Source organism: bacterium, from assembly GCA_035307765.1.
Classification (GTDB): Bacteria; Sysuimicrobiota; Sysuimicrobiia; order Sysuimicrobiales; family Segetimicrobiaceae; genus Segetimicrobium.
The window spans coordinates 1-21,928 of record DATGHU010000008.1 but is presented as its reverse complement, the minus strand read 5'-3'; the positions used below and the strand labels follow the sequence as shown (position 1 = coordinate 21,928).

22 protein-coding genes are annotated in these 21,928 nt (G+C 67.6%); 4 read left to right on the top strand and 18 right to left on the bottom strand.

All coding sequences use genetic code 11. From position 1 onward, the window contains the following. Positions 1-45: 45 nt before the first annotated feature. Positions 46-654: a site-2 protease family protein gene (locus VKV57_03190; GenBank protein ID HLW58912.1), complete on the bottom strand. Its 609-nt coding sequence runs from the start codon at positions 652-654 to the stop codon at positions 46-48. A gap of 17 nt (positions 655-671) precedes the next feature. Further along, positions 672-2,000: a diaminopimelate decarboxylase gene (gene lysA, locus VKV57_03185; GenBank protein ID HLW58911.1), complete on the bottom strand. Its 1,329-nt coding sequence runs from the start codon at positions 1,998-2,000 to the stop codon at positions 672-674. Positions 2,001-2,162: 162 nt separating this feature from the next. Here lysA and VKV57_03180 point away from each other — a divergent pair, with 162 nt between their 5' ends. Beyond that, positions 2,163-3,341, top strand: coding sequence for an acetyl-CoA C-acetyltransferase (locus tag VKV57_03180; protein HLW58910.1), 1,179 nt, complete (start codon positions 2,163-2,165; stop codon positions 3,339-3,341). A gap of 5 nt (positions 3,342-3,346) precedes the next feature. Here the strand turns inward: VKV57_03180 and VKV57_03175 are convergent, their stop codons facing one another. Genes VKV57_03175 through VKV57_03160 form a run of 4 tightly spaced genes read right to left on the bottom strand, consistent with a single transcriptional unit; the run spans position 3,347 to position 5,869 of the window. Further along, positions 3,347-4,210, bottom strand: coding sequence for a tRNA (adenine-N1)-methyltransferase (locus VKV57_03175; GenBank protein ID HLW58909.1), 864 nt, complete (start codon positions 4,208-4,210; stop codon positions 3,347-3,349). A gap of 14 nt (positions 4,211-4,224) precedes the next feature. Continuing rightward, a complete protein-coding gene (locus tag VKV57_03170) occupies positions 4,225-5,259 on the bottom strand; it encodes an ATP-binding protein (protein ID HLW58908.1) in 1,035 nt (344 codons plus the stop codon). Next, positions 5,259-5,459, bottom strand: a complete 201-nt coding sequence (locus VKV57_03165; GenBank protein ID HLW58907.1) for a MoaD/ThiS family protein — start codon at positions 5,457-5,459, stop codon at positions 5,259-5,261. The genes VKV57_03170 and VKV57_03165 overlap by 1 nt, the downstream gene beginning before the upstream one ends. Beyond that, entirely contained in the window at positions 5,456-5,869 is a 414-nt protein-coding gene (locus VKV57_03160; GenBank protein ID HLW58906.1) for a cobalamin B12-binding domain-containing protein, read from the bottom strand. Before VKV57_03160 ends, VKV57_03165 begins: the two co-directional genes overlap by 4 nt. Before the next feature lie 292 nt (positions 5,870-6,161). Here VKV57_03160 and VKV57_03155 point away from each other — a divergent pair, with 292 nt between their 5' ends. After that, positions 6,162-6,782, top strand: a complete 621-nt coding sequence (locus tag VKV57_03155; protein ID HLW58905.1) for a LysE family transporter — start codon at positions 6,162-6,164, stop codon at positions 6,780-6,782. 2 nt (positions 6,783-6,784) lie between these two features. Here the strand turns inward: VKV57_03155 and VKV57_03150 are convergent, their stop codons facing one another. Further along, entirely contained in the window at positions 6,785-7,675 is an 891-nt protein-coding gene (locus tag VKV57_03150) for a radical SAM protein (protein HLW58904.1), read from the bottom strand. Between the two features lie 167 nt (positions 7,676-7,842). On the opposite strand from VKV57_03150, the gene VKV57_03145 reads away from it, so the two are divergent. Next, positions 7,843-8,880, top strand: coding sequence for a DinB family protein (locus VKV57_03145; GenBank protein ID HLW58903.1), 1,038 nt, complete (start codon positions 7,843-7,845; stop codon positions 8,878-8,880). A gap of 8 nt (positions 8,881-8,888) precedes the next feature. On the opposite strand, the gene VKV57_03140 is transcribed toward VKV57_03145, so the two are convergent. The 3 genes from VKV57_03140 to VKV57_03130 form a co-directional block, all read right to left on the bottom strand. Beyond that, entirely contained in the window at positions 8,889-9,815 is a 927-nt protein-coding gene (locus VKV57_03140) for a dihydrodipicolinate synthase family protein (protein ID HLW58902.1), read from the bottom strand. After that, positions 9,812-11,050, bottom strand: a complete 1,239-nt coding sequence (gene hemA / locus VKV57_03135) for a 5-aminolevulinate synthase (GenBank protein ID HLW58901.1) — start codon at positions 11,048-11,050, stop codon at positions 9,812-9,814. The genes VKV57_03140 and hemA overlap by 4 nt, the downstream gene beginning before the upstream one ends. 91 nt (positions 11,051-11,141) lie before the next feature. Then, complete coding sequence (locus VKV57_03130) at positions 11,142-12,677, bottom strand: AMIN domain-containing protein (protein HLW58900.1); 1,536 nt, start codon at positions 12,675-12,677, stop codon at positions 11,142-11,144. Here VKV57_03130 and VKV57_03125 point away from each other — a divergent pair. Further along, positions 12,628-13,446: a helix-turn-helix transcriptional regulator gene (locus VKV57_03125; protein HLW58899.1), complete on the top strand. Its 819-nt coding sequence runs from the start codon at positions 12,628-12,630 to the stop codon at positions 13,444-13,446. The genes VKV57_03130 and VKV57_03125 overlap by 50 nt on opposite strands. Here VKV57_03125 and VKV57_03120 read toward each other — a convergent pair. The 8 genes from VKV57_03120 to VKV57_03085 form a co-directional block, all read right to left on the bottom strand. Then, complete coding sequence (locus VKV57_03120; protein HLW58898.1) at positions 13,413-15,089, bottom strand: methylmalonyl-CoA mutase family protein; 1,677 nt, start codon at positions 15,087-15,089, stop codon at positions 13,413-13,415. The genes VKV57_03125 and VKV57_03120 overlap by 34 nt on opposite strands. Further along, positions 15,082-16,080 carry an electron transfer flavoprotein subunit alpha/FixB family protein gene (locus VKV57_03115; protein HLW58897.1) on the bottom strand — a complete coding sequence of 333 codons (999 nt, stop codon included), beginning with the start codon at positions 16,078-16,080 and terminating at the stop codon, positions 15,082-15,084. The genes VKV57_03120 and VKV57_03115 overlap by 8 nt, the downstream gene beginning before the upstream one ends. 14 nt (positions 16,081-16,094) lie before the next feature. Further along, positions 16,095-16,880 (bottom strand): electron transfer flavoprotein subunit beta/FixA family protein, encoded by a 786-nt coding sequence (locus tag VKV57_03110; GenBank protein ID HLW58896.1) that lies wholly within the window; start codon positions 16,878-16,880, stop codon positions 16,095-16,097. A 61-nt stretch (positions 16,881-16,941) separates the two neighbouring features. Next, complete coding sequence (locus VKV57_03105) at positions 16,942-18,105, bottom strand: acyl-CoA dehydrogenase (protein HLW58895.1); 1,164 nt, start codon at positions 18,103-18,105, stop codon at positions 16,942-16,944. 110 nt (positions 18,106-18,215) lie between these two features. After that, positions 18,216-19,073: a 3-hydroxybutyryl-CoA dehydrogenase gene (locus VKV57_03100; GenBank protein HLW58894.1), complete on the bottom strand. Its 858-nt coding sequence runs from the start codon at positions 19,071-19,073 to the stop codon at positions 18,216-18,218. Between the two features lie 66 nt (positions 19,074-19,139). Then, the gene (locus tag VKV57_03095; GenBank protein HLW58893.1) at positions 19,140-20,444 is read right to left on the bottom strand and encodes a thymidine phosphorylase; all 1,305 of its coding nucleotides are present in this window, start codon (positions 20,442-20,444) and stop codon (positions 19,140-19,142) included. A gap of 8 nt (positions 20,445-20,452) precedes the next feature. Then, the gene (locus VKV57_03090) at positions 20,453-21,271 is read right to left on the bottom strand and encodes a purine-nucleoside phosphorylase (protein ID HLW58892.1); all 819 of its coding nucleotides are present in this window, start codon (positions 21,269-21,271) and stop codon (positions 20,453-20,455) included. Continuing rightward, the coding region (locus VKV57_03085; GenBank protein ID HLW58891.1) for a phosphopentomutase at positions 21,268-21,928 on the bottom strand (661 nt) is incomplete at its 5' end. The genes VKV57_03085 and VKV57_03090, both read right to left, overlap by 4 nt.

Below are 21,928 nucleotides of genomic sequence, written 5' to 3'. Positions count from 1 at the left end.
GCTGCCGGACGGCCCGAGGAGGTCACAGCGGCCCGGCGGCCCCGCTCACAAGCTGAAGCTCCCGGTCGAGATTGCGTACAGCCACCGGATCGCCGGCGAGATCACCTGCCCCACCACTCCGGTGTAGAGCAGCAACAGGAGCAACACCGTGCCGTACGGCTGAATCCGCGCATACGCCTGCGCCCGATCGACCGGGAGCAGGCTCGTCAGAATCCGCGATCCGTCGAGGGGCGGGATCGGAATGAGGTTGAAGATCGCGAGCACGAGATTGATCCTCACCAGCATTGAGGCAAGGGCGAGCCAGAGCCCATCGATGACCCCCGGGGCCCGGATGAGCAGGCCGACCGCGAACGCGACCGTAACGTTCGCCAGCGGACCCGCGAGCGCCACCTGGAGCATTCCCTGCCGGGGGTCGGCAAAGTTTCGCGGATTCACGGGCACGGGACGCGCCCACCCAAACCCGAACAGCACGAAGAACAGCGTCCCCAACACATCAAGGTGGACCAAGGGATTGAGGCTCAGCCGCCCCAACTGCCGGGCCGTGGGATCTCCCAGCCGGTCCGCGACCAGCGCATGCGCGTACTCATGAACGGTCACCGCGAGGAGCACGGCGGGGAGCAGCAACGCGAGCACGAGCGGATCCAGTCTGAGCACGCGCCTCGATCTCCTGATCAGGCCGGCGGGACGTCCCTGGCCAGCAGATCCTCAACGGTCTCGCGTTCCACGACCACCCGCGTCCGACCATCGTGGACAAACACGATCGGGGGCCGCGGATACCGGTTGTAGTTGCTCGCCATCGCGTAGTTGTAGGCGCCCGTGCCGAAGATCGCCAGCAGGTCTCCCGACCGCGGTGGCGGCAGCTTGGCTTCCCAGATGAGCACGTCGCCGGATTCGCAGCATCGGCCGGCGATCGTCACCGTCTGGTTGCGGGGTTCGGTAAGGCGCTCCGCCAGCGCCGCTTCGTACCGAGCCTGGTACAGCGCCTGACGCGGGTTCTCGTACATGCCTCCGTCGACGGACACGTAGGTGCGGACCCCGGCGACCGGCTTCACCGCTCCCACCGTGTACAGGGTGGCGCCCGCGTCTCCCACGATCGATCGCCCCGGCTCGAGCATCAGCCTGGGCAGGGGGATGCCGGCGGCCTGCGCCCGTTCCTTGACGATCGCCGCCAGCGCCGATACGTAGTCCCGAATCGGCGGCGGCGTGTCCGTGGGGAGATACCGAATGCCGAGCCCCCCGCCGAGATCGAGCTCTTCCACCGGCACCCGAACGTCCCGGGCCATCCAGATCGCAAACTCCATCATCGATTCCGCTGCCGTCTTGAACGGGTCGAGCTCCATGATTTGAGACCCGATATGGCAGTGGATCCCGCGCACCCGCACCCCGGGGATTTCGAGCGCCCGCCGCATCGCTTCCCGCGCGGTTCCGTCGACGATGCCGAGGCCAAACTTGCTGTCAACGCCGCCGGTGATGATGGCCTTGTGGGTATGCGGCTCAATGCCCGGGGTGAGCCGCAGGAGCACATCGACCGGTTGGTGCATCTCGCTGGTCAGCGTCTCTAGGAGCTCGAGGTCATAGAGGTTGTCGACGACGATCCGGCCAACGCCGGCCTGGAGGGCGACGCGGAGCTCGTCGGGCGTTTTGTTGCTCCCGTGGAGCAACAGCGCGCCGGCGGGGATCCCGGCCCGGAGGGCTGTGTGGATCTCCCCGACCGACACCGCATCCACCCAGAGCCCTTCGTCGTAGGCCAGACGACAGGTGGCCATGCAGCACAGGGCTTTGCTCGCGAAGATCGCCTGCGAGTGCGGGTATGACTCCCGGAGTGCCGCGGTGTAGGCTCGGCAGTTCGCCCGCAGTCGGCCCTCGTCCATGACGTACAGCGGCGTCCCAAAGTCTCGCGCGAGCCGCCGGGCGCTGACACCGCCGACCGTCCACTCGTTCGCCTGCGCCAATCCCAGCGGGAGCGCTCCCGCCTGCCCGACCGCTAATTTGCCCTCCACGTCGATCCTCCCATACAACGTGGCGCCCGCCCGGCAAACCAGGCTGGCGCCGCACCCAAGATAGCATGGGCCGCGGCGGAGTGTCAATTCGACCCACGTGTAGCCGCCGCACAGGGAATGCCCCCGGGGTCGTGTAACGTACCCTCGGTGAAGGAGGTGGCTATGCGCGAGGTCGTGATCCTGAGCGCCGCGCGGACCCCGATCGGCCGGTTCCAGGGGGGCCTTTCGTCGATTCCCGCACCTCGGCTGGGCAGCGCGGCCATCGCGGAAGCGACCCGTCGGGCCCGGATTCCCCCGGAGCGGGTGGACGAAGTTTATATGGGCATCATCCTCGCCGCAGGATTGGGGCAGGCTCCGGCGCGCCAGGCATCGCTCTACGCCGGGCTGCCAAATACGGTCCCGGCGACGACGCTGAACAAGATGTGCGGGTCAGGACTCAAGGCGGTGATGCTGGGGGCGCAGGCCGTCCAGGCCGGCGACGCTGAGATCGTCGTCGCCGGCGGCATGGAAAATATGAGTGCCGCCCCTTATTTACTCGATCGGGCCCGTACCGGGTATCGAATGGGCCACGGCGCTCTGGTTGACTCGATGATCACCGATGGCCTTTGGGACGTCTACACCGATATGCACATGGGAAGTTGCGCGGAACTCCTGTCCCGCGAGTACAAGATCTCTCGGGCGGAGCAGGATGAATTCGCCCGCCGGTCCTACACTCGGGCCATCGCGGCAACGGAGTCGGGTCACTTCCGGCAGGAAATCGTTCCCGTGGACATCCCCAGCGTCCGCGGCGAGCACACGACGGTGAAGGAAGACGAGGAGCCGCGCAGGTTTGACCCGGAAAAGCTCGGGAAACTCCGCCCCGTGTTCGAGGAAGGCGGGACCGTCACGGTCGCGAACGCGTCGTCGATCAGCGACGGAGCGGCGGCGGTGGTGATGGCCTCAAGGGAGGCCGCCGATCGGTTGGGGCTGCGACCCCTTGCGCGGATTGTTGGCCAAGCTGTGAACGCGACCGCGCCGGAGTGGTTCACGATCGCCCCGGCGGGGGCGATCCGCCGGTTGCTGTCCAAGATCGGCTGGACCAAGGACGCGGTCGATCTCTACGAAATCAACGAAGCCTACGCCGCCGTCGTCATCGCCGTGGCCCGCGATGTCGGTCTCGACATGGAACGGGTAAACGTCCATGGTGGCGCGGTGGCGCTGGGTCATCCGATCGGCGCGAGCGGCGCTCGGATCCTCACGACACTGCTGTACGCGATGCAAGCACGGGAGGTTCGGCGGGGCGTCGCGGCGGTCTGCCTGGGAGGTGGCGAAGCCGTCAGCCTGGCGGTCGAGCGGAACTGAGGGGATCAGACCTCGCCGCGGTCGTCCCCCTCCCCCTCGGCAGGTCCATCGGGCTCCGGAATGTCGTTGCGTTCAGCGGCCATCGAGCGGACCCGGCGAGCCGCGGTGAGGAACCCCGTGTGCGCCACCATGCGGTGCGCCGGCCGCACGCTGAGTCCCTCGATGTTCCACGGGCGCATCAGCACCTCGACCGTCTCGATCATCGCGAACGCCCCTGAGTTCCGAAGCGTCTCGGTCGTTTGGACGACCTGGGGGACGGTGGGGACGTACGAGACGAAGATCCCCCCGGGCGGCAGTGCGTGTGCCGCATGTCCCACCACCCGCCACGGTTCTGGGAGATCGAGGATGATACGATCGATGGGAAGGTCTTCAGCGAGCACGCCGGTGTAGATATCTTGCCGGCGGAGCACCAGCGAGTCGGCGGCGCCCAGGAACCGCTGGATGTTCCGTTCGGCGATGCGCGCGAACTCCTCACGCAGATCGTAGGTCGTCACCCGACCCTGCGGTCCCGTCGCCCGAAGGAGCGCCATCGTCAGCGCCCCCGATCCGGTCCCCGCCTCCAGCACCCGGGCCCCCGGGAAGATGTCCGCGGCCAGGAGAATCGCCCCGAGATCCTTGGGGTAGATGACCTGCGCCCCTCGGGGCATCTCGAGGATAAACTCGGCCAGCGTGGGGCGCACCACGAGAAACCGCTCGCCGCGGCTGGAGACGATCGTGCCGCCTTCGTCCTCCCCGAGGAGGGTATCGTGGACCACCTTGCCGCCGCGGAGGTCGCTGACACCACCCGCGCGCAGCATAATCATGTACCGTCGACGCCGGCGATCGATGAGCAGGACCGAATCGCCCGCCTTCAGGGGACCGGATGACACGGGGGCGGGATCCCCTAGGCGGGACGGCCCGGGCGACCCACCTCTGCCAGGGGGGCGGGGGTTTCCGGCCGGTCCTCCCCCGCCGGCGTCCCGCCACCGGGGGTCGGCGTCGGACCGGGGGTCGAGGACGCCAACGCCAGTCGCACCCGCATTCGCTCGGCCGCCCGCTCGGTCATGCGGCAGAAAGCGCACACTTCGGCGGTCGTTGGTTGACCGCAGTGGATGCAGGCTCGAAGCGAGGGGCTGACGAGCGCCTCGACGAGCGGGCGGCCTCGTTCCAGAAACCCCCAGTAAAGACTCTGCTTCGTGCCGGGGGCGGCCTGCTCGAGCAGGTTGAGCGCGTCTTTGTAGAGGAGGCTCTTGGCCCCGACGCTGTTGGGACACTCCTCGACGATGTAGTCGATGCCGCGGATCACCGCGTACGCGGCGGTCTCGCGTTCGGCGATTCGGTAGAGCGGTTTCACTTTCTTCGCGAACTGCGGGTGGGTGCTCTGCAGCACCGGCGCCTGACGGGCCAGGTACTCGGTTTGCCAGTGCAGGAGGTTGCCGAGGAGCACCGCCGCCTCGTCGTCGAGGTTGTGCCCGGTGGCGACCACCGGAAACCCCCGGTCCATCGCCACCCGATTGAATAGATAGCGCTTGCTCAGACCACACGCCGAACAGCTGACCCGGCCCGTCGCCCGCGCAAAGTCCTCCACGCTCATCCCGTAGTCGTGGGGAATGTCCGCGATCAGCAGTTCCGCCCCCTGCCCGGCGGCGTACCCCTCGGCCTTACGCTGGGACTCATGGGAGTACTCGCCGATCCCCAGGTTGATGTAGAGCCCAGTGGTCTGGTATCCCAGTCGGCGCAGGACATCCCACAGCGCCAGGCTGTCCTTTCCCCCTGAGACCACGACGAGCACCCGGTCGTCGCGGGTGAACATCCGTTCCCCTTCGATCGATCGCTCCACCTGCCGATCGAAGAACTCGACGAAGTGCTCGTTGCAGAACGCCGCGTGGTGACGGCGGATCTCAACCGAAGCCTCGCCCTTGCATTTCTGGCAGCGCATCAGGCCCCGCCTCCCGACACCACCGGACGAAGCTCGATCCGGTCGTCGTCCGCGAGATGGACGTCGTGGGTGAGGAGTTGCGTCCCGCGGATCACCAGTACGGTCTCGGGGTTGATTCCCAGTTCGGCCAAAACATCGCGGACCCGACGGCGACCGGCGACCTCGACCTCGCGTTTTTGGTGGCGGATCAGCACCTTCACGCGGTCACCCCCCGCGGTTTCACGTGCTCGCGAACCCAAGTCACGATCTGTTCGAGCGAGGTGCCGGGGGTGAACACCGCGGCGATCCCGGCCGACTGCAATCCCGCGAGGTCTTCGTCCGGGATGATACCGCCCGCAAACACCTGAATATCCGTCACCCCCTGCTCCCGCAGGAGCACCATCAACCGGGGCAGCAAGACGTTGTGCGCGCCCGACAGGATGCTGAGCCCGATGGCGTCCACATCCTCCTGGATGGCAGCGGTGGCGATCATGTCAGGAGTCTGGTGGAGGCCCGTGTATATGACCTCATAACCGGCGTCGCGCAGCGCGCGCGCCACCACCTTGGCCCCTCGGTCATGCCCGTCGAGGCCGGGCTTGGCAATCAGGATTCTGATCTTGGCCACTGCCATCGAGGCCATTATCACAAAGTTCTGTGGTTGGGGCAAGCCGTGGACCCGATTTTATGCGACCGAGCGCGATGGTCCAATCTTCCGGCGATGTCCTCTCCGGCCGGCCCCTCATCCCGCGCACGTCGTCGTCACCCCCGATGTGCGGCCCGCATGCCATCCGGGGGCGTCCAGGCGGAGGGGCGGGTCGAACGCCTCCGAGATCGCGATCGCTTGCTTCGACCGCGCGCGGCCGCCGTCCGTGTGACTTCAGCCGTGCTATGCTGTCAACGAAACGACCCAAAGGAGCACTTGTGTGGAGCTCAGTTTCTTTTCCCGCGGGCTTGTCATCGGCTTCTCAATTGCGGCGCCCGTCGGGCCGATCGGCATGCTCTGCATTCGTCGAACACTGGCCGAGGGTCGCGTCGTCGGGTTTGTCTCTGGCCTGGGCGCGGCCACGGCGGACGGGACCTACGGGCTGGTTGCCGCGTTCGGGTTGACCTCGATCGCGGCGTTCCTCGTCGGTCACCAACTCTGGTTGCGCGTGGTGGGCGGGGCCTTTCTGATCTTCCTCGGCTCTAGGACCTTTGTGGCGCGACCGGCGACCCAGCCGGCGGCCGGAGTCGTCGATCCGCGCCTGCTCGCCGCCTACACCTCGACCTTATTCTTGACCCTGACAAACCCCATGACGATCCTGAGTTTCGCCGCGGTCTTCGCAGGACTGGGACTCGGGACGACCGGCGGCGGCTACCGGACCGCCGTCTTGTTGGTCGTGGGGGTGTTCTTGGGGTCTGCCGTGTGGTGGGCCGTGCTGAGCGGCTTGACGAGTCTGCTCCGGGTTCGATTCGACCAAAAGGGGATGCGGTGGGTGAATCGGGTTTCGGGGGCGATCATCACCGCATTCGGGCTGGCGGCGATCGCCGCGGCCGCTCGGTAAGATCAGAACAACCCGAGCTGCCGGGCGGCCGCCGGGGGGTGGAGATGGCGGGACTCCAGCAGGCGTACCCGCGCTTTCTCAGCCGCGACCACCTGCGCCACCCGCCGCTGGTATCCTGCCGGCGCGTACCGTCGGGGGTACAACCGCCGGTAGAGGGGCAGCAGCGCCGGGTAGCGCTGGCTGAGGAACCGGACAAACGCGTCCTTCGTCACCTCGCCCAAGTGGAGCACGCCGTGCCCGACGAACGCGGCGCCCGCATCGCGGGCGGCCCGGATCACGCCGGCGAGACTCTCGCGCCCATCGGTGAGACCCGGAAGGATCGGCGCGAGCAAGACCCCCGTCCGGATCCCGCGCGAGGCGAGGGCGTGGACGGCGCTCAAGCGTCGAGCGGGCGAGGCCACCGTGGGCTCGATCTGCCGGGCCAGCCCCGCGTCGGTCGTGGCCACGCTGATGCAAACCCTGACGTCGGCCAGCCGAGCCATCGCGGTCAACAGATCGATATCCCGCAGGATGAGGGGAGACCGGGTGATGATGCCGACCGGGGTGCGGAAGTCCCGCAGCGCCTCGAGAATCGCCCTGGTGAGACGGTACTGGCTCTCGATCGCCTGATAGGGGTCGGTCGCCGTGCCCACGGCCACCTCCTCCCGCTTCCAGCTCGGTCGGTTAAGTTCACGCCGCAGGACGTCCGGGGCGTTGACCTTGACGAAGATCTTGGACGACCACTGATTGACGCCATCCTCTTCGATGAACCAGTGGGTCCGCCTCGCGTAGCAGAAGGGGCATGCATGCGAGCATCCCCTGTACGGGTTAATTGACCAGCGGAACGGCATCCCCGTCACCCGATTGAGAACCGTTTTGACCTCGGTCTCGACGAGTTCACGGGTCAGGTTCATGGCCATATCATAATACGAACATACGTTCGATTCAAGCACCCGTCATTACCACCCACTGGGAGCGAGCGCCCCCGATCGAGGGCAGGAGAGGATCCCGCCGGCGCACCCGGGAAGGGATGGGGGCATCGGCCAACAGCGGAGGGGACCGCTACTTTAAGGAGGATCGTGTGAAGGCGGCGGAGCTCTTCCCGTACTGGGCAGATAATCGACACCTCTTGACCGAGCTGGCCGGCGTCCTGTCAGATGAGGAGCTGGAGTTTCGGCCGGCGCCCGGCCTCCAACCTGTTGGCGAGATGTTGCGGCACGCGATCACGGTTGAGGAATATTGGTGGTACGGCGGCATCGAAGGAAGGCCATACGGGGAGTGGCGCCCCGACGACTGGACCCGGTTCACCGACGAGCAGAAGCGTGAGGAGCGGCGGCGGCGTTTCCCATCGGTGCAATCGATCGTCGAGGGCCTTCGGACCGCGCACGTCCCGGTCGACGCGTTCATGGCCGAGCTCGACGCGGCCGATCTCTGCCTCAAGCGGCGGTCGACCTGGGGTGAGGACAACACACTGCGGTGGATCCTCTGGCATCTGGTCGAGCACGATCAACACCATCGCGCTCAAATCATCACGCGGATCAGGATGTTGGGACACCGCCCCCCCAAGATATGGCCGCGCCCGGTGATGGGACAGACACCGGCCGCTCACTGGGACAAGCCGGAGGTAACGATTTCGGACATCGTCCCGTTTTGGAAACAGGTGAACACCGTGCTGAAGCGCGCGGTCAGCACCCTCCCCGACGCGGACCTGGCCGTTGCCCCAAGCCCCGGGTTGCCCACGATTCACGACCTGATCCTACACACCGTCATGACCGAAGATTTTCTCGTGGGCCAGTGCGTCGGAGGTCGGAGGACCCCCTCCCACGGTCGGCTTCCGGGGGACGGCTGGAAGTTAGAGGTGTCCCAGGTCGCGAAGCAGGTGGGACCGCACTTCCCCACCGCCGCCGCGCTGGTTGAGGTCCTCGAGGCGATTCAGGCGGCGACCGGAACAATCCTCGGGTCGCTCGAGGTTGCCGATCTTTCCAAGACCCTCGAGACCCCATTTGGGGGTGAAAGCGTCCACCACGTCCTCTGGTATGCGCGGGAGCACACCGTCCATCACCGGGCCCAGGTGTTTCTGCGGATGCGGATGGCCGGAAGGACTCCCCCCGAGATCTAAGCCTCCGTCTACCCGCGATTCACGATCGTCCGCAGAAAGGTGTCGCCGGCAATCACCCGCAGCGCCTGGCGGATCTCATCATGGCCCGCCGCGGGGAGCCGGGACTGCGGAGCGATCGGGTCCCCCACATCAAACCCCTGCACCTGAAGGCCGGCCTTGACGCACGCGGCCAGCGAGTATTTCTGGAAGAGTTCGTTGATCGTCCACAGCCGCCGTTGGAGTTCGAGCCCTTCCGACCAACGACCCTCCACCGCCAGGCGGTACAGAGCGACGGATGCCCGCGGGACTAAACACGCCGGGCCGGCCATCCACCCCACCCCGCCGAGTTGCATGACGAGCAGCGGGATGTGCGCGGAGGCGCTGAACACCCTGAGCCGATCCCCCACCCGCGCGAGAATCGAGAGGATGCGGCCGGTCTCCCCCGAGGCGTCCTTGGCGTATTTGATGTTGGGGATCTCGCTGAGGGCGCCGATCTGATCGGGCGTCAAATCCACTCCCAGGTAGCGGGGATTGGAGTAGAGGACGATCGGGCACGGGACCGCCTGGGCGACATCGGCGTAGAAGCCCTCCACCGCGGACCGGCTCAACGGAAAATAGCTTTGCAGAATGAGGATGATCCCGTCGACTCCGCATTCCAGCATGACCCGGATTTGCTGGATGGCGTCGCCCGTGGCGTGGGCGGCCACCCCCGGCACTACCGGGACCCGCCCACCGGCCGTACCCACCACCGTGCGCACGACCTCGACCCGCTGCTCCGGGGTGAGGTATGGAAATTCCCCCGTGCTTCCGAGTGGACTCAATCCGTGGACACCCTCCTCGATCAGGTGCTCGACGAGATCGTGAAGGACTCGTGTCCGCACCCGCCCGTGCTCGTCGAGCGGAGACACCAAGTACGGAAAGATTCCGTGGAAGGCCTCCGTTCCCCGAGGGGTCATCCGCTCCGCCCTTCCGAATGGACGAGGGGCGGACGGGGAAGCCGCAGACGCGTCCATACGTCTTGGAGCGCGGCAACGAGCCGCTCCGCCTCGTGATCGTCGTGCAGCGGCGTGGGGGTGATCCGTAGCCGTTCGGTCCCCCGGGGCACCGTAGGGTAATTGATCGGTTGGATGTAGATGCGGTGCCGCGCAAGAAGTTCATCCGACGCGTGCTTGCACAACACCGCATCGCCCACCGTGACCGGCACGATGTGGCTCGCCGTCTCCACGGCGGGCAGTCTGGCACGCCTGAGAAGGCCCTTCAGCCACGCGACGCGGGCCTGGTGCCGCTCACGCTCCACGTGGCTGCGCCTGAGATGCCGCACGCTCGCCAACGCGCCGGCCGCAATGACGGGCGGAATCGCAGTGGTGAAAATGAATCCCGGCGCAATGCTTCTGACGCAATCCACCAACCCCGCGGGGCCGGCAATGTACCCCCCGGCGACCCCAAACCCCTTGGCTAGGGTGCCTTGAATGACGGTGATGCGATGCTGCACGTCGTCGCGCTCGGCAACCCCTGCTCCGTGCGGACCGTAGAGCCCCACCGCGTGGACCTCGTCGAGATAGGTCATCGCCCCGTGGCGCTCGGCGACGGCGCAGATCTCGCGGATCGGCGCGATATCCCCGTCCATCGAGTACACGGATTCGAAGCACACGAGTTTAGCCCGCGCGGGACCGGTCGAACCGAGGAGGCGATCAAGGTCTTCTGGATCGTTGTGTTTGAAGATCCGCTTCTCGGCGGCGCCGTGACGGATCCCCTCAATCATCGAGGCGTGGTTGTGTTGGTCGGAGAAAATCGCGCAGCCCGGGAGCAACCGGGCGATCGCGCTGATGGCCGCTTCGTTCGCGTTGTAGCCGGAGGAAAATAACAACGCGGCGTCTTTGCCGTGGAGGCTCGCAATCTCGCGCTCCAAAAGCACGTGATAGTGGCTGGTGCCGGAAATGTTTCGCGTTCCCCCCGCGCCCGCACCACAACGCTGGAGGGCCTCGGCCATGGCCTCGAGGACCGCGGGGTGCTGGCCCATCCCGAGGTAGTCATTGGAGCACCACACCGTGACTTCCACCGGGCCTTCCGGGCTGTGCCAGACCGCGCGTGGGAAGCCCCCGCGCACCCGCTCGAGGTCGGCGAAAATCCGATAGCGCCCGTCCGCCCTCAATTGTGCGATCGTATCGCCAAACACTTGCGCGTAGTCCATGACCGCCCTCGCTTAACTGAAACCGCACCTCCTTCTACTGTATCCTGTGGAGCCACCACGCGCCAGTCCTGCGCGCGATCTCCCCCTGCGGTTATCGGGGCTGCATGACCCCGATTTCGAATGCGGTGTTGTAAAAGAGATACCGGTCGTCAAGTTGAATGCTAAACCAGATCCCGAGCGCCCCGTACGTCAACGTCTTGAGTTTCTGGTCCGTATTGATGAACGACTGCGACGGCTCACCCAACGCGGCCCGTATCTCGGCTTCCGTGCTGCCCGCGTGGAGTCGCTGGGTGGTGGCGTAGCCAGCATCATTGAGGATCCAAACCCGGTAGATGATCCCGTCCGCCGATACGCGCACGCCAATCCCCGCATTTTTTGGCGCCTTGAACCAGCGATAGACGGTGGTGCCGTCGGGGAGATGATCGGTACTCGCGCTCGGCCCGATGGCGGCGACAAGATCTTGGACGTTCATCCCCAACCTTGCGGGTCCGATATAGCGGCCGGGCGTGACATCCCGAATTTTTGCTTGGGGATTTGTCACCCCCTTCGGCGCAGCCAAAGGCGTCTGCGGTCCCGTGGCCGCGGAGTTCACGGATGGGGCGCTCACGGTTTTTCCAGATGGCGGCGCCTGAGAGCTCGGGGTCCCCACGGCTCCGGCGGACTGGCCAGTCGTCTTCTCAGGTCCCACCGGTCCCTGGGGGGTCGCCGCCACCGTCCCCGCCGTGGAGGCACCGGTCGTTTTCACCGGCGCGGCGGGCCCCGGGGAACTCGGGGTCCCCGTCCCCACGGTAGAGGGGCTGACCGTCTTCACGGGTGCCGTCGGCCCCTGAGGGGTCACGGCCTCCGTCCCCGCCGTGGAGGGGCTGGTCGTCTTCACCGGCGCGGCGGGCGCCGGGGAACTCGGGGTCCCCGTCCCCACGGTAGAGGGGCTGACCGTCTTCACGGGTGCCGTCGGCCCCTGAGGGGTCACGGCCTCCGTCCCCGCCGTGGAGGGGCTGGTCGACTTTACCGACGCGGCGGGCGCCGGGGAGTTCGGGGTCCCCGTCCCCACGGTAGAGGGGCTGACCGTCTTCACGGACGCCACCGGCCCCTGGGGGCTCGCGGCCTCCGCGCCCGTGGGAGCGGCGCTGGTCGTCCTCACCGGTCCCGCCAGCCCCTGGGAGCTTACGGCCTCCGTGCCGGTGGTGGGAGCGCTCGTCGTTTTCGCGGGTCCCGCCGTCCCCTGCGGAGTCATGTTCTCCGGTCCAATCGCTACGGCATCGGTTTGGGTGACGACGGTCTGGTACCCAACGGCCTGGGCGCGGGCCACCAAATGCCCACCGATGTCCAACGGAATGCCCACGACGATCGCTTGCCGATTAGAGGTAGTGGCGAGATGGAACTCGGCCGGTTGGATCAACTCCACTACCACCCGGACGATATCGGGCATGAACTGCCCAACCCTGACTCGCTTCACGAGACCGCGGACAACCGGCACTTGCCCGGCCGGCCGACCCAGCTGTGTTCCCGGAATATCGATGACAATCCAATCTGACCGTACGTTGCGCAACCGGTAGCGCACCGGCTGCGTTGCGACGATGGTGATCGCGGTTTCGTCGCCGATTTGGCTCCCCGTGATCGCCGTCACCTTAGCCGGCGCCGTCAACGCTTCCCCAGGCATCCACGGCGCGGTCGATACCAACAGGGCACACACGACTGCGCAGATCATGCGAGCACTATCGGAGAGACCCCCCCACATGGAACCCACCTCCTCACATCGAGCGCGCAATATGCTCGAGCAACCCCACGTGCATTCGGCGAAGCTGTGTTTGGTGAGAAAGGAATGGCGTCATTCTATTGGGGATTCGATAATCCTCCTTTTGACTATGATCGATCCCAAAGGAGGATCGAATGTATGTTTGCCTTCGGTGGTTAAGATGATCCGCACCGCGCCCTGCGCCTTCCGGCGTCAGCGGGTCATCGCCTCCATGAGTGTACCCTGCTGCCGGAACGCGTCTGTGAAAGTGTTCATAGCGGGGGGGCGGCTGCGTCCCTATCATTCGGGGGAAAGAGTTCACTCAGCGAGCGAGGCGCGCCCGATGCGAAATCACGTCGAACCTCCCAATGACCTAGGTGATCTGTTGAAACGCTGGTGTCGGGAGTGGCACATGAGCCAGTCGGCATTTGCGATGAAGGTCGGGGTGAGCGCCGCGCACTTTAACCAGATCGTCAACGGCCAGGCTCGGCCAAGCCGCAGCCTCGCGCAGAGAATTCTGGCGGCACTCGTCCGCCAGCGGACGGGGAAGCCGCAGGCGCCGCACAATTTCGGTAAGGGGTTCCAGCTTCTACGCCCGGCCGGGCCCGGGGGACCAGCGCAGGAGGGTCAGAGGATCGCGGACTCGCGGTACTCCCCGTAGACCTCGCGGAAGACATCACAGATCTCTCCGAGCGTCACCCGGGCCTTCACCGCCTCGACGATCGCGGGCATCGTGTTCCCGCCCTGCTCGGTCACCCGGCGGAGCGCGTCCAGCGTCCGGCGCGCCTCGCGTTGATCTCGGGTCGAACGGACGTGCGTCAACCGCTCCACCTGCAGACGCTCCACGGCCGGATCGATCTTCAGGAGGGGGATCCGACGCTCCTCGGGGGTGGCGAACTCGTTCACCCCCACCACGATCCGTTCCTTGCGTTCAAACTCCTGCTGGTATCGGTAACTGGCATCGGCGATCTCCCGCATCGGGTACCCACGCTCGATCGCTGCGAGCATCCCGCCCATCCCGTCGATCCGCTGGATATACGCCTCCGCCTCCGCTTCCATGCGGCCGGTGAGGTGCTCGATGAAATACGCCCCTCCCAGCGGGTCCACGGTGTCCGCCACCCCGATCTCGTGCGCGATCACCTGCTGGGTCCGGAGGGCCAGCGTCACGGCCTCTTCCGTCGGCAGGGCGTAGGTTTCATCCATCGAGTTGGTGTGCAGGGACTGGCAGCCGCCGAGGACGGCGGCGAGGGCCTGGAGCGTTGTGCGCACCACGTTGTTCAGCGGCTGCTGAGCGGTGAGGGTCACCCCCGCGGTCTGGGCGTGCGTGCGGAGCATCCAGGAGCGGGGGGCCTTGGCGTGAAACCGCTCGCGCATGAATCGGGCCCACATCCGCCGAGCGGCCCGCAGCTTCGCGATCTCCTCAAAGAAATCGTTGTGGATGTCGAAGAAGAAGGAAAGGCGAGGGGCGAAGGCGTCGACGTCCAGACCCGCCTCGCAGCCCGCCTGGACGTAGGCGATCCCGTCGGCCAGGGTGAAGGCGAGTTCCTGGATAGCGGTGGCGCCCGCCTCTCGGATGTGATAGCCGCTGATGCTGATCGTGTTCCACTGCGGGGTCTCGCGGGTGGCGTACACGAGAATGTCCTGGATCAGCTTCAGGCTCGGCCGCGGCGGGACGATCCACTCCTTTTGGGCGATAAACTCCTTGAGCATGTCGTTCTGGATCGTCCCCCCGATCATGCGGGGGCTGATCCCCCGCGCCTCGGCAACGGCCACGTACATCGCCAGGAGCACGTTCGCGGGGGCGTTGATCGTCATCGAAGTGGTGACCCGGTCGAGCGGGATGTCGTGGAGCAGCACGTCCATGTCGTCGACGGTGTCGATCGCCACCCCCTCCCGACCCACCTCCCCCATGGCCCGCGGGTGATCGGAGTCGTAGCCCATCAGGGTCGGCATGTCGAAGGCGACCGAGAGCCCGGTCTGGCCCTGCCCCAGCAGGTAGTGAAACCGGGCGTTCGTGTCCTCGGCCGCGCCGTACCCGGCAAACATCCGCATCGTCCAGAGCCGTCCTCGGTACATCGTCGGGTGGATCCCGCGGGTGAAGGGGTAGTCGCCGGGGAGTCCCAGGGCTCGGTCGGGGTCCTGGTCGCCGGTGTCCTCGGGACCGTAGACACGGGCGACGTCGAGGTCAGACAAGGTCGTAAAGTGCTCACTCCGTTCTTGCTGGCGGGCTAAGCTCGCGCGCAGGATCGTCTCTTCCCACCGCTTCCGGGCCGCCGCGATGCGCTTGCGCGTGACGTCATCCATGAGGGGTGCCGCGGAGCCGCTGCACCGCTTCGGTCAGCAATGGCACGACGAGAAAGAGGTCCCCCACCACGCCGTAGGAGGCCACCCCGAAAATCGGCGCCTGCGGGTCTTTGTTGATCGCGACGATGTACCGCGCTCCGGACATGCCGGCCAAGTGCTGCGGGGCCCCGGAAATCCCGCAGGCGATGTATAGTTGTGGGTTGACGGTTTTGCCCGTCTGGCCGATCTCGTAATCGTGGGGGACCCACCCGGAGTCGACCGGCGGCCGGCTCGAGCCCACCGCCGCCCCCAGGGCCCGCGCGAGTGCCTGGAGGAGTCCAAAATTCTCGGGACCCCGGAGCCCCCGCCCGCCCGACACGATGATATCCGCCTCGGTGAGCGGCAGCGTCTCCCGCGCGATCGCCTTGACCTCCAGCACCTGAGTGCGGATCGATGCCGGATCCAGCGTGACCGAGACCGGGAGGACTTCGGCCAGGTGCGCGGCATCCGTCTGCGGGGGCGTGAAGACGTTGGGCAGCACGACCGCGATCCGGAGGCTTTCCCCCCGAAACGCCACCCGGGCGATCGCCTTCCGGGTCATCACCGGGCGGGTCACTTCAATCTGCTCGTCAACCACCTCGATCGTCCCGCAGTCCGTGATGATCCCGGCGTCGCACCGCGCGGCCAGCCGCGGAGCCAGATCGCGACCCGCGGCGGTGCTGCCGATCAAGAGGAGGAAGGGTTGCTCCACCGACAGCAGGGGTTCGAGCACCGCGGCGTAGGCATCCGTCGTGTACTCCCGGAGCAACGGATCGTCGGCGGCGCGAACGACGTCCGCCCCGTACGCGCCGAGGTTGCCCGCCGAGTCCAGGATCCCAGCCCCCAGGACCACGGCGACGACCTGGCCGCCCAGCGTCTGCGCGAGCTCGGTGGCCTTCCCCAAGAGCTCGTAGGTGATCTTGCGCGGGCGATCACCGGCGTACTCGGCAAGCACCCAGACGTCGCGGCTCATCCTGGCACCCCGGGCTACAGGACCTTGGCTTCTTCGCGGAGGAGGCGCACCAGCTCTTGGACCACTTCGGCCGGCTCGCCCTCCAGCACGCGCCCCGCCTGACGCTTCGGGGGGGACGCGTACCCCAGCACCTCGGAGCGGGCCGCCGCCGCGCCGACCTCGGCGAGCGTCAGCCCCAAATCCCCCAGCGTCTTGGTGGTGATGGGCGTCCGCTTGGCCTTCATGATCCCGGGAAGCGACGGATACCGGGGTTCGTTGATGCTGCGCTCCACGCTGATCACCGCCGGCAGGGCCACGCGCAGCACCTCGATCGCCCCCTCCACCTCACGATGGGCGGTTGCCGCGCCCTCGCCCAGTTCGAGCTTCGTGACCGCCGTCGCTTGGGGAAAACCGAGGAACTCCGCGAGCGCCGGCCCCACGACGGCCGCGTTGTCGTCGGTTGACAGCTTACCGCAGATGACGAGGTCGCATGTCTGCGCGCCGATCGCGGCCGCGAGGGCTCTGGCCACGCCGACGTGGTCGGCCCCTTCCAGCGCGGCATCCTCGAGGTGGATCGCCGCGTCGGCACCCATCGCCAGCCCCGCGCGCAGCGCTTGAGCGGCCCGTGGGGGGCCCGCGCTGATCAGGGTGACGGTGCCGCCGAGGCGTTCCTTGATCCGCAGCGCCTCTTCCACCCCGTGCTCGTCGTAGTAATTCATGACGAATGGGAGGCCGCTCTCGTCGATCCCGTGACCGTCCGGTCGGATCCGAATCGCCGCCTCGGTGTCCGGGACGTGCTTCACGCACACGACGATCTCCATCAGCGTGCTCCTCCTTCGGCGGCCGGTGTCGTCATTCGGCTGAGGCCCTCGTTCCTTCCGGTTACGACGCGCCCGTGCGTACCGATGCGCCGAGCAGGTGCCGGGCGATGACCAACCGCTGGACCTCCGATGTGCCCTCGTAGATCTCGGTGATCTTCGCGTCCCGGAAGTGGCGCTCCACCGGGTAATCTTGTATATACCCATACCCGCCGTAGATCTGCACGGCCTGCGTCGCCGCCCACATCGCGGTCTCGGACGCAAACAGCTTGGCCATGGCGGCCTCGTGGGTATGGCGCCGGCCCTGGTCCCGAATCCAGGCCGCGCGGTAGGCGAGCAATCGGCCCGCCTGAATGCGCGTCGCCATGTCCGCGATCTTCCACTGGGTCGCCTGGAACGCCGCGATCGGACGGCCAAACTGCTTGCGCTCTTTGGCGTAGGCGACCGAGTCCTCCATCGCCGCACGCGCGATGCCGAGCGCCTGTGCCGCGATCCCGATCCGCCCCCCGTCGAGGGTCGCCAACGCGACGTGGAACCCTTTGCCCCGCTCCCCGAGGAGTCGGTCCTTGGGCAGCCGGCAGTCCTCCAGCACGATCTCGCAGGTGCTGCTCGCCCGGATACCGAGCTTGTGCTCCACCTTGCCGACCGACAGCCCCGGATCGGCTCGCTCGGCGATGAACGCGCTGATCCCCCCGCTGCCGGGGGTGGGCTCGGTCCGCGCGTAGATGATGAGGAGATCGGCCTCCACACCGTTCGTGACAAAAATCTTGGTCCCGTTGAGGACCCAGTGATCCCCCGCGTCGCGGGCGCTGGTCTGAAGCGACGCGGCGTCAGACCCCGCCGCGGGCTCGGTCAGACAGTAGCACCCGAGCTTTCGGCCGCTGGCGAGCTCGGCGAGATACGTCCGCTTCTGCCGCTCGTTCCCGAACGCAAAGATCGGGTAGCAGTCCAGCGAGTTGTTCACGGACAGCACCGCGGCGAGCGCCGCCTCCGCCCGGGCGATCTCCTCGAGCACAATACAGTAGGACACGGTGTCCATTCCACCCCCGCCGTACTGCTCGGGGATGAACACCCCCATCAGCCCCAGCGCTCCGAGTTCGCGGAGGAGCTCCGGCGGATACCGGCCGGTCCGGTCCATCTCGGCGGCGAGAGGCCCGAGCCGAACGGTCGCCCACTCGCGGACGGTGTCCTGGAGGAGTCGATGCTCCTCGTTCAGTTCAAATTCCACCGAACCACCTCAGCCGGGTCTTCGTCTCTCAGGACAACGCCTCCTGCGGGGCCCCGCGCCCGAGCAGCGCTGCCTGCATCTGTGCACGGCCCCGCCCCTCGCCGGCCGGCCTACGACGGCTTCGCATACTCGTAGAATCCCTTCCCGCTCTTCCGGCCGTGGCATCCCGCGACGACCATCTTTCGCATCAAGGGTGGGGCGGCGTATCGGGCGTCCTTGAACTCCTCGAACATCGCCTCGGCGATATAGTACGTCGTGTCGATCCCCACGAAGTCCAGAAGCGTCAGCGGTCCCATCGGATGGTTGAGGCCGAGGCGGACGGCCTCGTCGATGTCCTCCCGGCTGGCGACGCCCAATTCCAGGGCGCGGACGGCATCGAGGAGGTATGGCACGAGCAGGAGGTTGACGATAAACCCCGGGTAGTCCTTGCAGGCCACGACGGTTTTCCCCAGAGCCTCGCAGAAGGCCCGGCACCGCACCAACGTTTCCTCCGCCGTGAGCAACCCTCGGACCATCTCCACCGGCCGCATCACGGGCACGGGGTTAAAGAAGTGAAGGCCCAGGAAGCGCTCGGGCCGCTTGGTGACCGAGGCCATCTCCGTAATCGACAAGGAGCTGGTGTTGCTCGCGAAAAGGGCCTCCGGGGGGCAGATCGCGTCGAGTTCCGCGTAGAGGGCCATCTTGTCCGACATCTTCTCGATGATCGCCTCGAGCAGGATCTCGCATCCGCCGAGATCCCCGAGCGCCGTAGTCCCCCGAATGCGGCCTCGGGCGGCCTGGCGATCGGCATCGGTGAGCTTCCCCCGCTCGACCCCCCGGGCCAGCGATGAGTCGATCCGGCCCAATCCCCGGCGGAGGAGATCCTCGGAGACCTCACGCACCACCACCTGGCACCCGGCTCGCGCGCACACCTCGGCGATGCCCGAGCCCATCAGCCCGCACCCGATCACTCCCACCCGCTTGAACATCCGCTCCACCTCCCCGGGCCGTGCGCCCGCGCGCGGGCCGCCGCCGTACCGCTCCGCGCTCTCCCGCTACGAGACGACCCCATAGATCAGCGGGGGCCGGACCGGCATCCCGGCTCCGATCGTATAGGCGGCCCGCACCCGCCGGATCGCCTCCTCCACCGCCGCCGGTGCTGCCCCGTGGATCATCGCCAGCGGCTCCCCTCGGCGCACCGCCTCGCCGATCTTGCGCTCGATCACCAGACCCGCCGCCGGGTCGATGCGGTCCTCCGCCCGCGCCCGTCCGGCGCCGAGGATCATCGCCGCGCTCCCCAGCGCCTCCGCGTCTACGGCGAGCACCACGCCCTCAACCTCCGCGGCGGCCGGCCGCTGGATCGGCGCCCACGGCAGGCGACCGGGGTGATCCACTACCCCGGGATCGCCGCCCTGCGCGGCGACCATCTCCCGAAACGTGCGCCCGGCGTCTCCCCGACGCAGCCGGTCGGCAAGGAGGGCACGGGCGGCGGCGTGGTCGGCGGCGAGGCCGGCGAGTACGACCATGTGTGCCCCCAGGGCCAGGCACAGATCTTGGAGATCGGGCGGGCCGTCGCCCCGGAGCGTCCGGAGGGCCTCGTCGACCTCGAGCGCGTTGCCGACCGCGCGGCCGAGCGGCTCACCCATCGCGGTGATCACGGCCACGGTCCGCCGGCCGGCCGCCCGACCGATCTCCACCATGGCGGCGGCGAGAGTCCGGGCGGCCTCCGGGGTCTTCATGAACGCGCCGCTGCCGGCCTTGACGTCGAGGACGATCGCCTCGCTGCCGGCCGCGATCTTCTTGCTCATGACGCTGCTGGCGATCAGCGGGACGCTGCCCACGGTCGCCGTGATGTCGCGGAGCGCGTACAGCCGCTTGTCGGCCGGCACCAGGTCCTGCGATTGGCTCACGATCGCGCAGCCGACCCGGTTCACCTGGTCGATCAGCTCATCGGGCGAGAGCTGGATCCGGAAGCCCGGAATCGACTCCAGCTTGTCGAGCGTGCCGCCGGTATGCCCCAGGCCGCGGCCGGAGAGCTTCGCCACCCGCACCCCCGCGCTGGCCACGAGCGGCACCACCACCAGCGAGGTCTTATCCCCCACCCCTCCGGTGCTGTGCTTATCCACGGTCCGCCCGCGAACGCGGCGCAGGTCGAGCGTCCTGCCGCTGTCGACCATCGCCAGTGTCAGCGAAGCGGTCTCCGCGGCATTCAGCCCGCGAAAATACACGGCCATCAGCCATGCCGCCATCTGGGCGTCGGGGATCTCCTCGCGGACGAACCCCCCGATCAGCCAGCGGATCTCCGCCTCGGAGAGTTCGCCCCCGTCCCGCTTCCTCTGGATCAGCTCGTAGGCGCGCACTCGGGATCTCAGGCCGGCAGCGTCTCGATGATCCCCCGCACCAGCCGAACGAACCGGGGCTCCAGGGCGTGGGCGGCCCGGAGCACGGCCTCGTGCGTGGCCGCGTCCCCGTCCGCGGCGGCGTTGGTGATCGCCGAGAGCCCCAGCACCCGCATCCCGGCATGCCTGGCGGCGATGACCTCCGGGACGGTGGACATCCCGACCGCGTCGGCGCCCCACCCGGCCATCATCGCCAATTCCGCGGGGGTCTCGTACGATGGACCGCTGACCCCGATGTACACTCCCCGGTGGATCGTCATCCCCGCCGCGCGGGCCACCTCGGCGGCGAGGGCGACGAGGGCGGGGTCGTAGGCGCGGGAGAGATCCGGAAACCGTGGGCCGATGGTCTCATCGTTCGGCCCGATCAAGGGATTCGTCCCGAAGAAGTTGATGTGGTCGGTGATCACCATCAGATCCCCCGTCCGCAGGCCCGGGTTGATCCCGCCCGCGGCGTTGGTCACGACCAGGGTGCGGACGCCGAGCGCCGCGAGGACCCGCACGGGCAGTACCACCTCGGCGGCGGTGTACCCTTCGTAGAGATGCACGCGCCCCTGCATCAGCGCGCAGGGCCGGCCGCCCAGCCGGCCGAGGATGAGGCAGCCCCGATGCCCCGCCGCGGTCGGGACCGGGAAGTGGGGGATCTCCGCATAGGGCAGGACCGCTTCCGCGTCGGCCTGCTCGGCGAGAGCGCCCAACCCGCTGCCGAACACCACCCCAAGCGGGGGAGCGAGCGGCGTCCTCCGCCGGATCGCCGCCACCGCATCCGCGATCGGGGTCCCCGCCTTCACCGCGCCAGCACCTCGCTCAGCATGCTCGTCCCCACCACCGGGGGAATCCCGTCCAGGGCGGCCGCCACGGTCGCCCCGACGTCCGCGAAGGTTCGGCGGGTTCCGACGTCCACCCCGCGGTGGACCCCGGGACCCGCAAGAAGAAGCGGCACGTACTCCCGGCTGTGATCCGTGCTCGCGCTCGTCGGGTCGTTGCCGTGATCCGCGGTGATGATCAACAGATCGCTCGGGCCGAGTCGCGCCGCCACCGCAGCCATCTCCACGTCGATCCGTTCGAGATCGTCGCCGTACCCGCGTGGATCGTTGCGGTGGCCGAAGAGGGTGTCGAGATCCACCAGGTTGGTGAAGATCAACCCGGCGGGGGTCGTATCCATGGCGCGGAGGGTCTGCGCCACCCCATCCCGGTCGTCGTGGGTGTGGACGGCGTCGGTGATTCCCCGGCCGGCGAAGAGATCCGACACCTTGCCGACCGCCACGACCGGCACGCCGGCGGCGCGCAGGCCGTCCAGCACCGTCGGCGCGGGCGGCGCGAGCGAAAAATCCCTCCGGCGGTCCGTGCGGACAAACCGCCCGGGGGCGCCGACAAACGGGCGGGCGATCACCCGCCCCACGGCGTGCGGGCCGGCGAGGAGCTCCCGGGCGATCCGGCACTCCCCG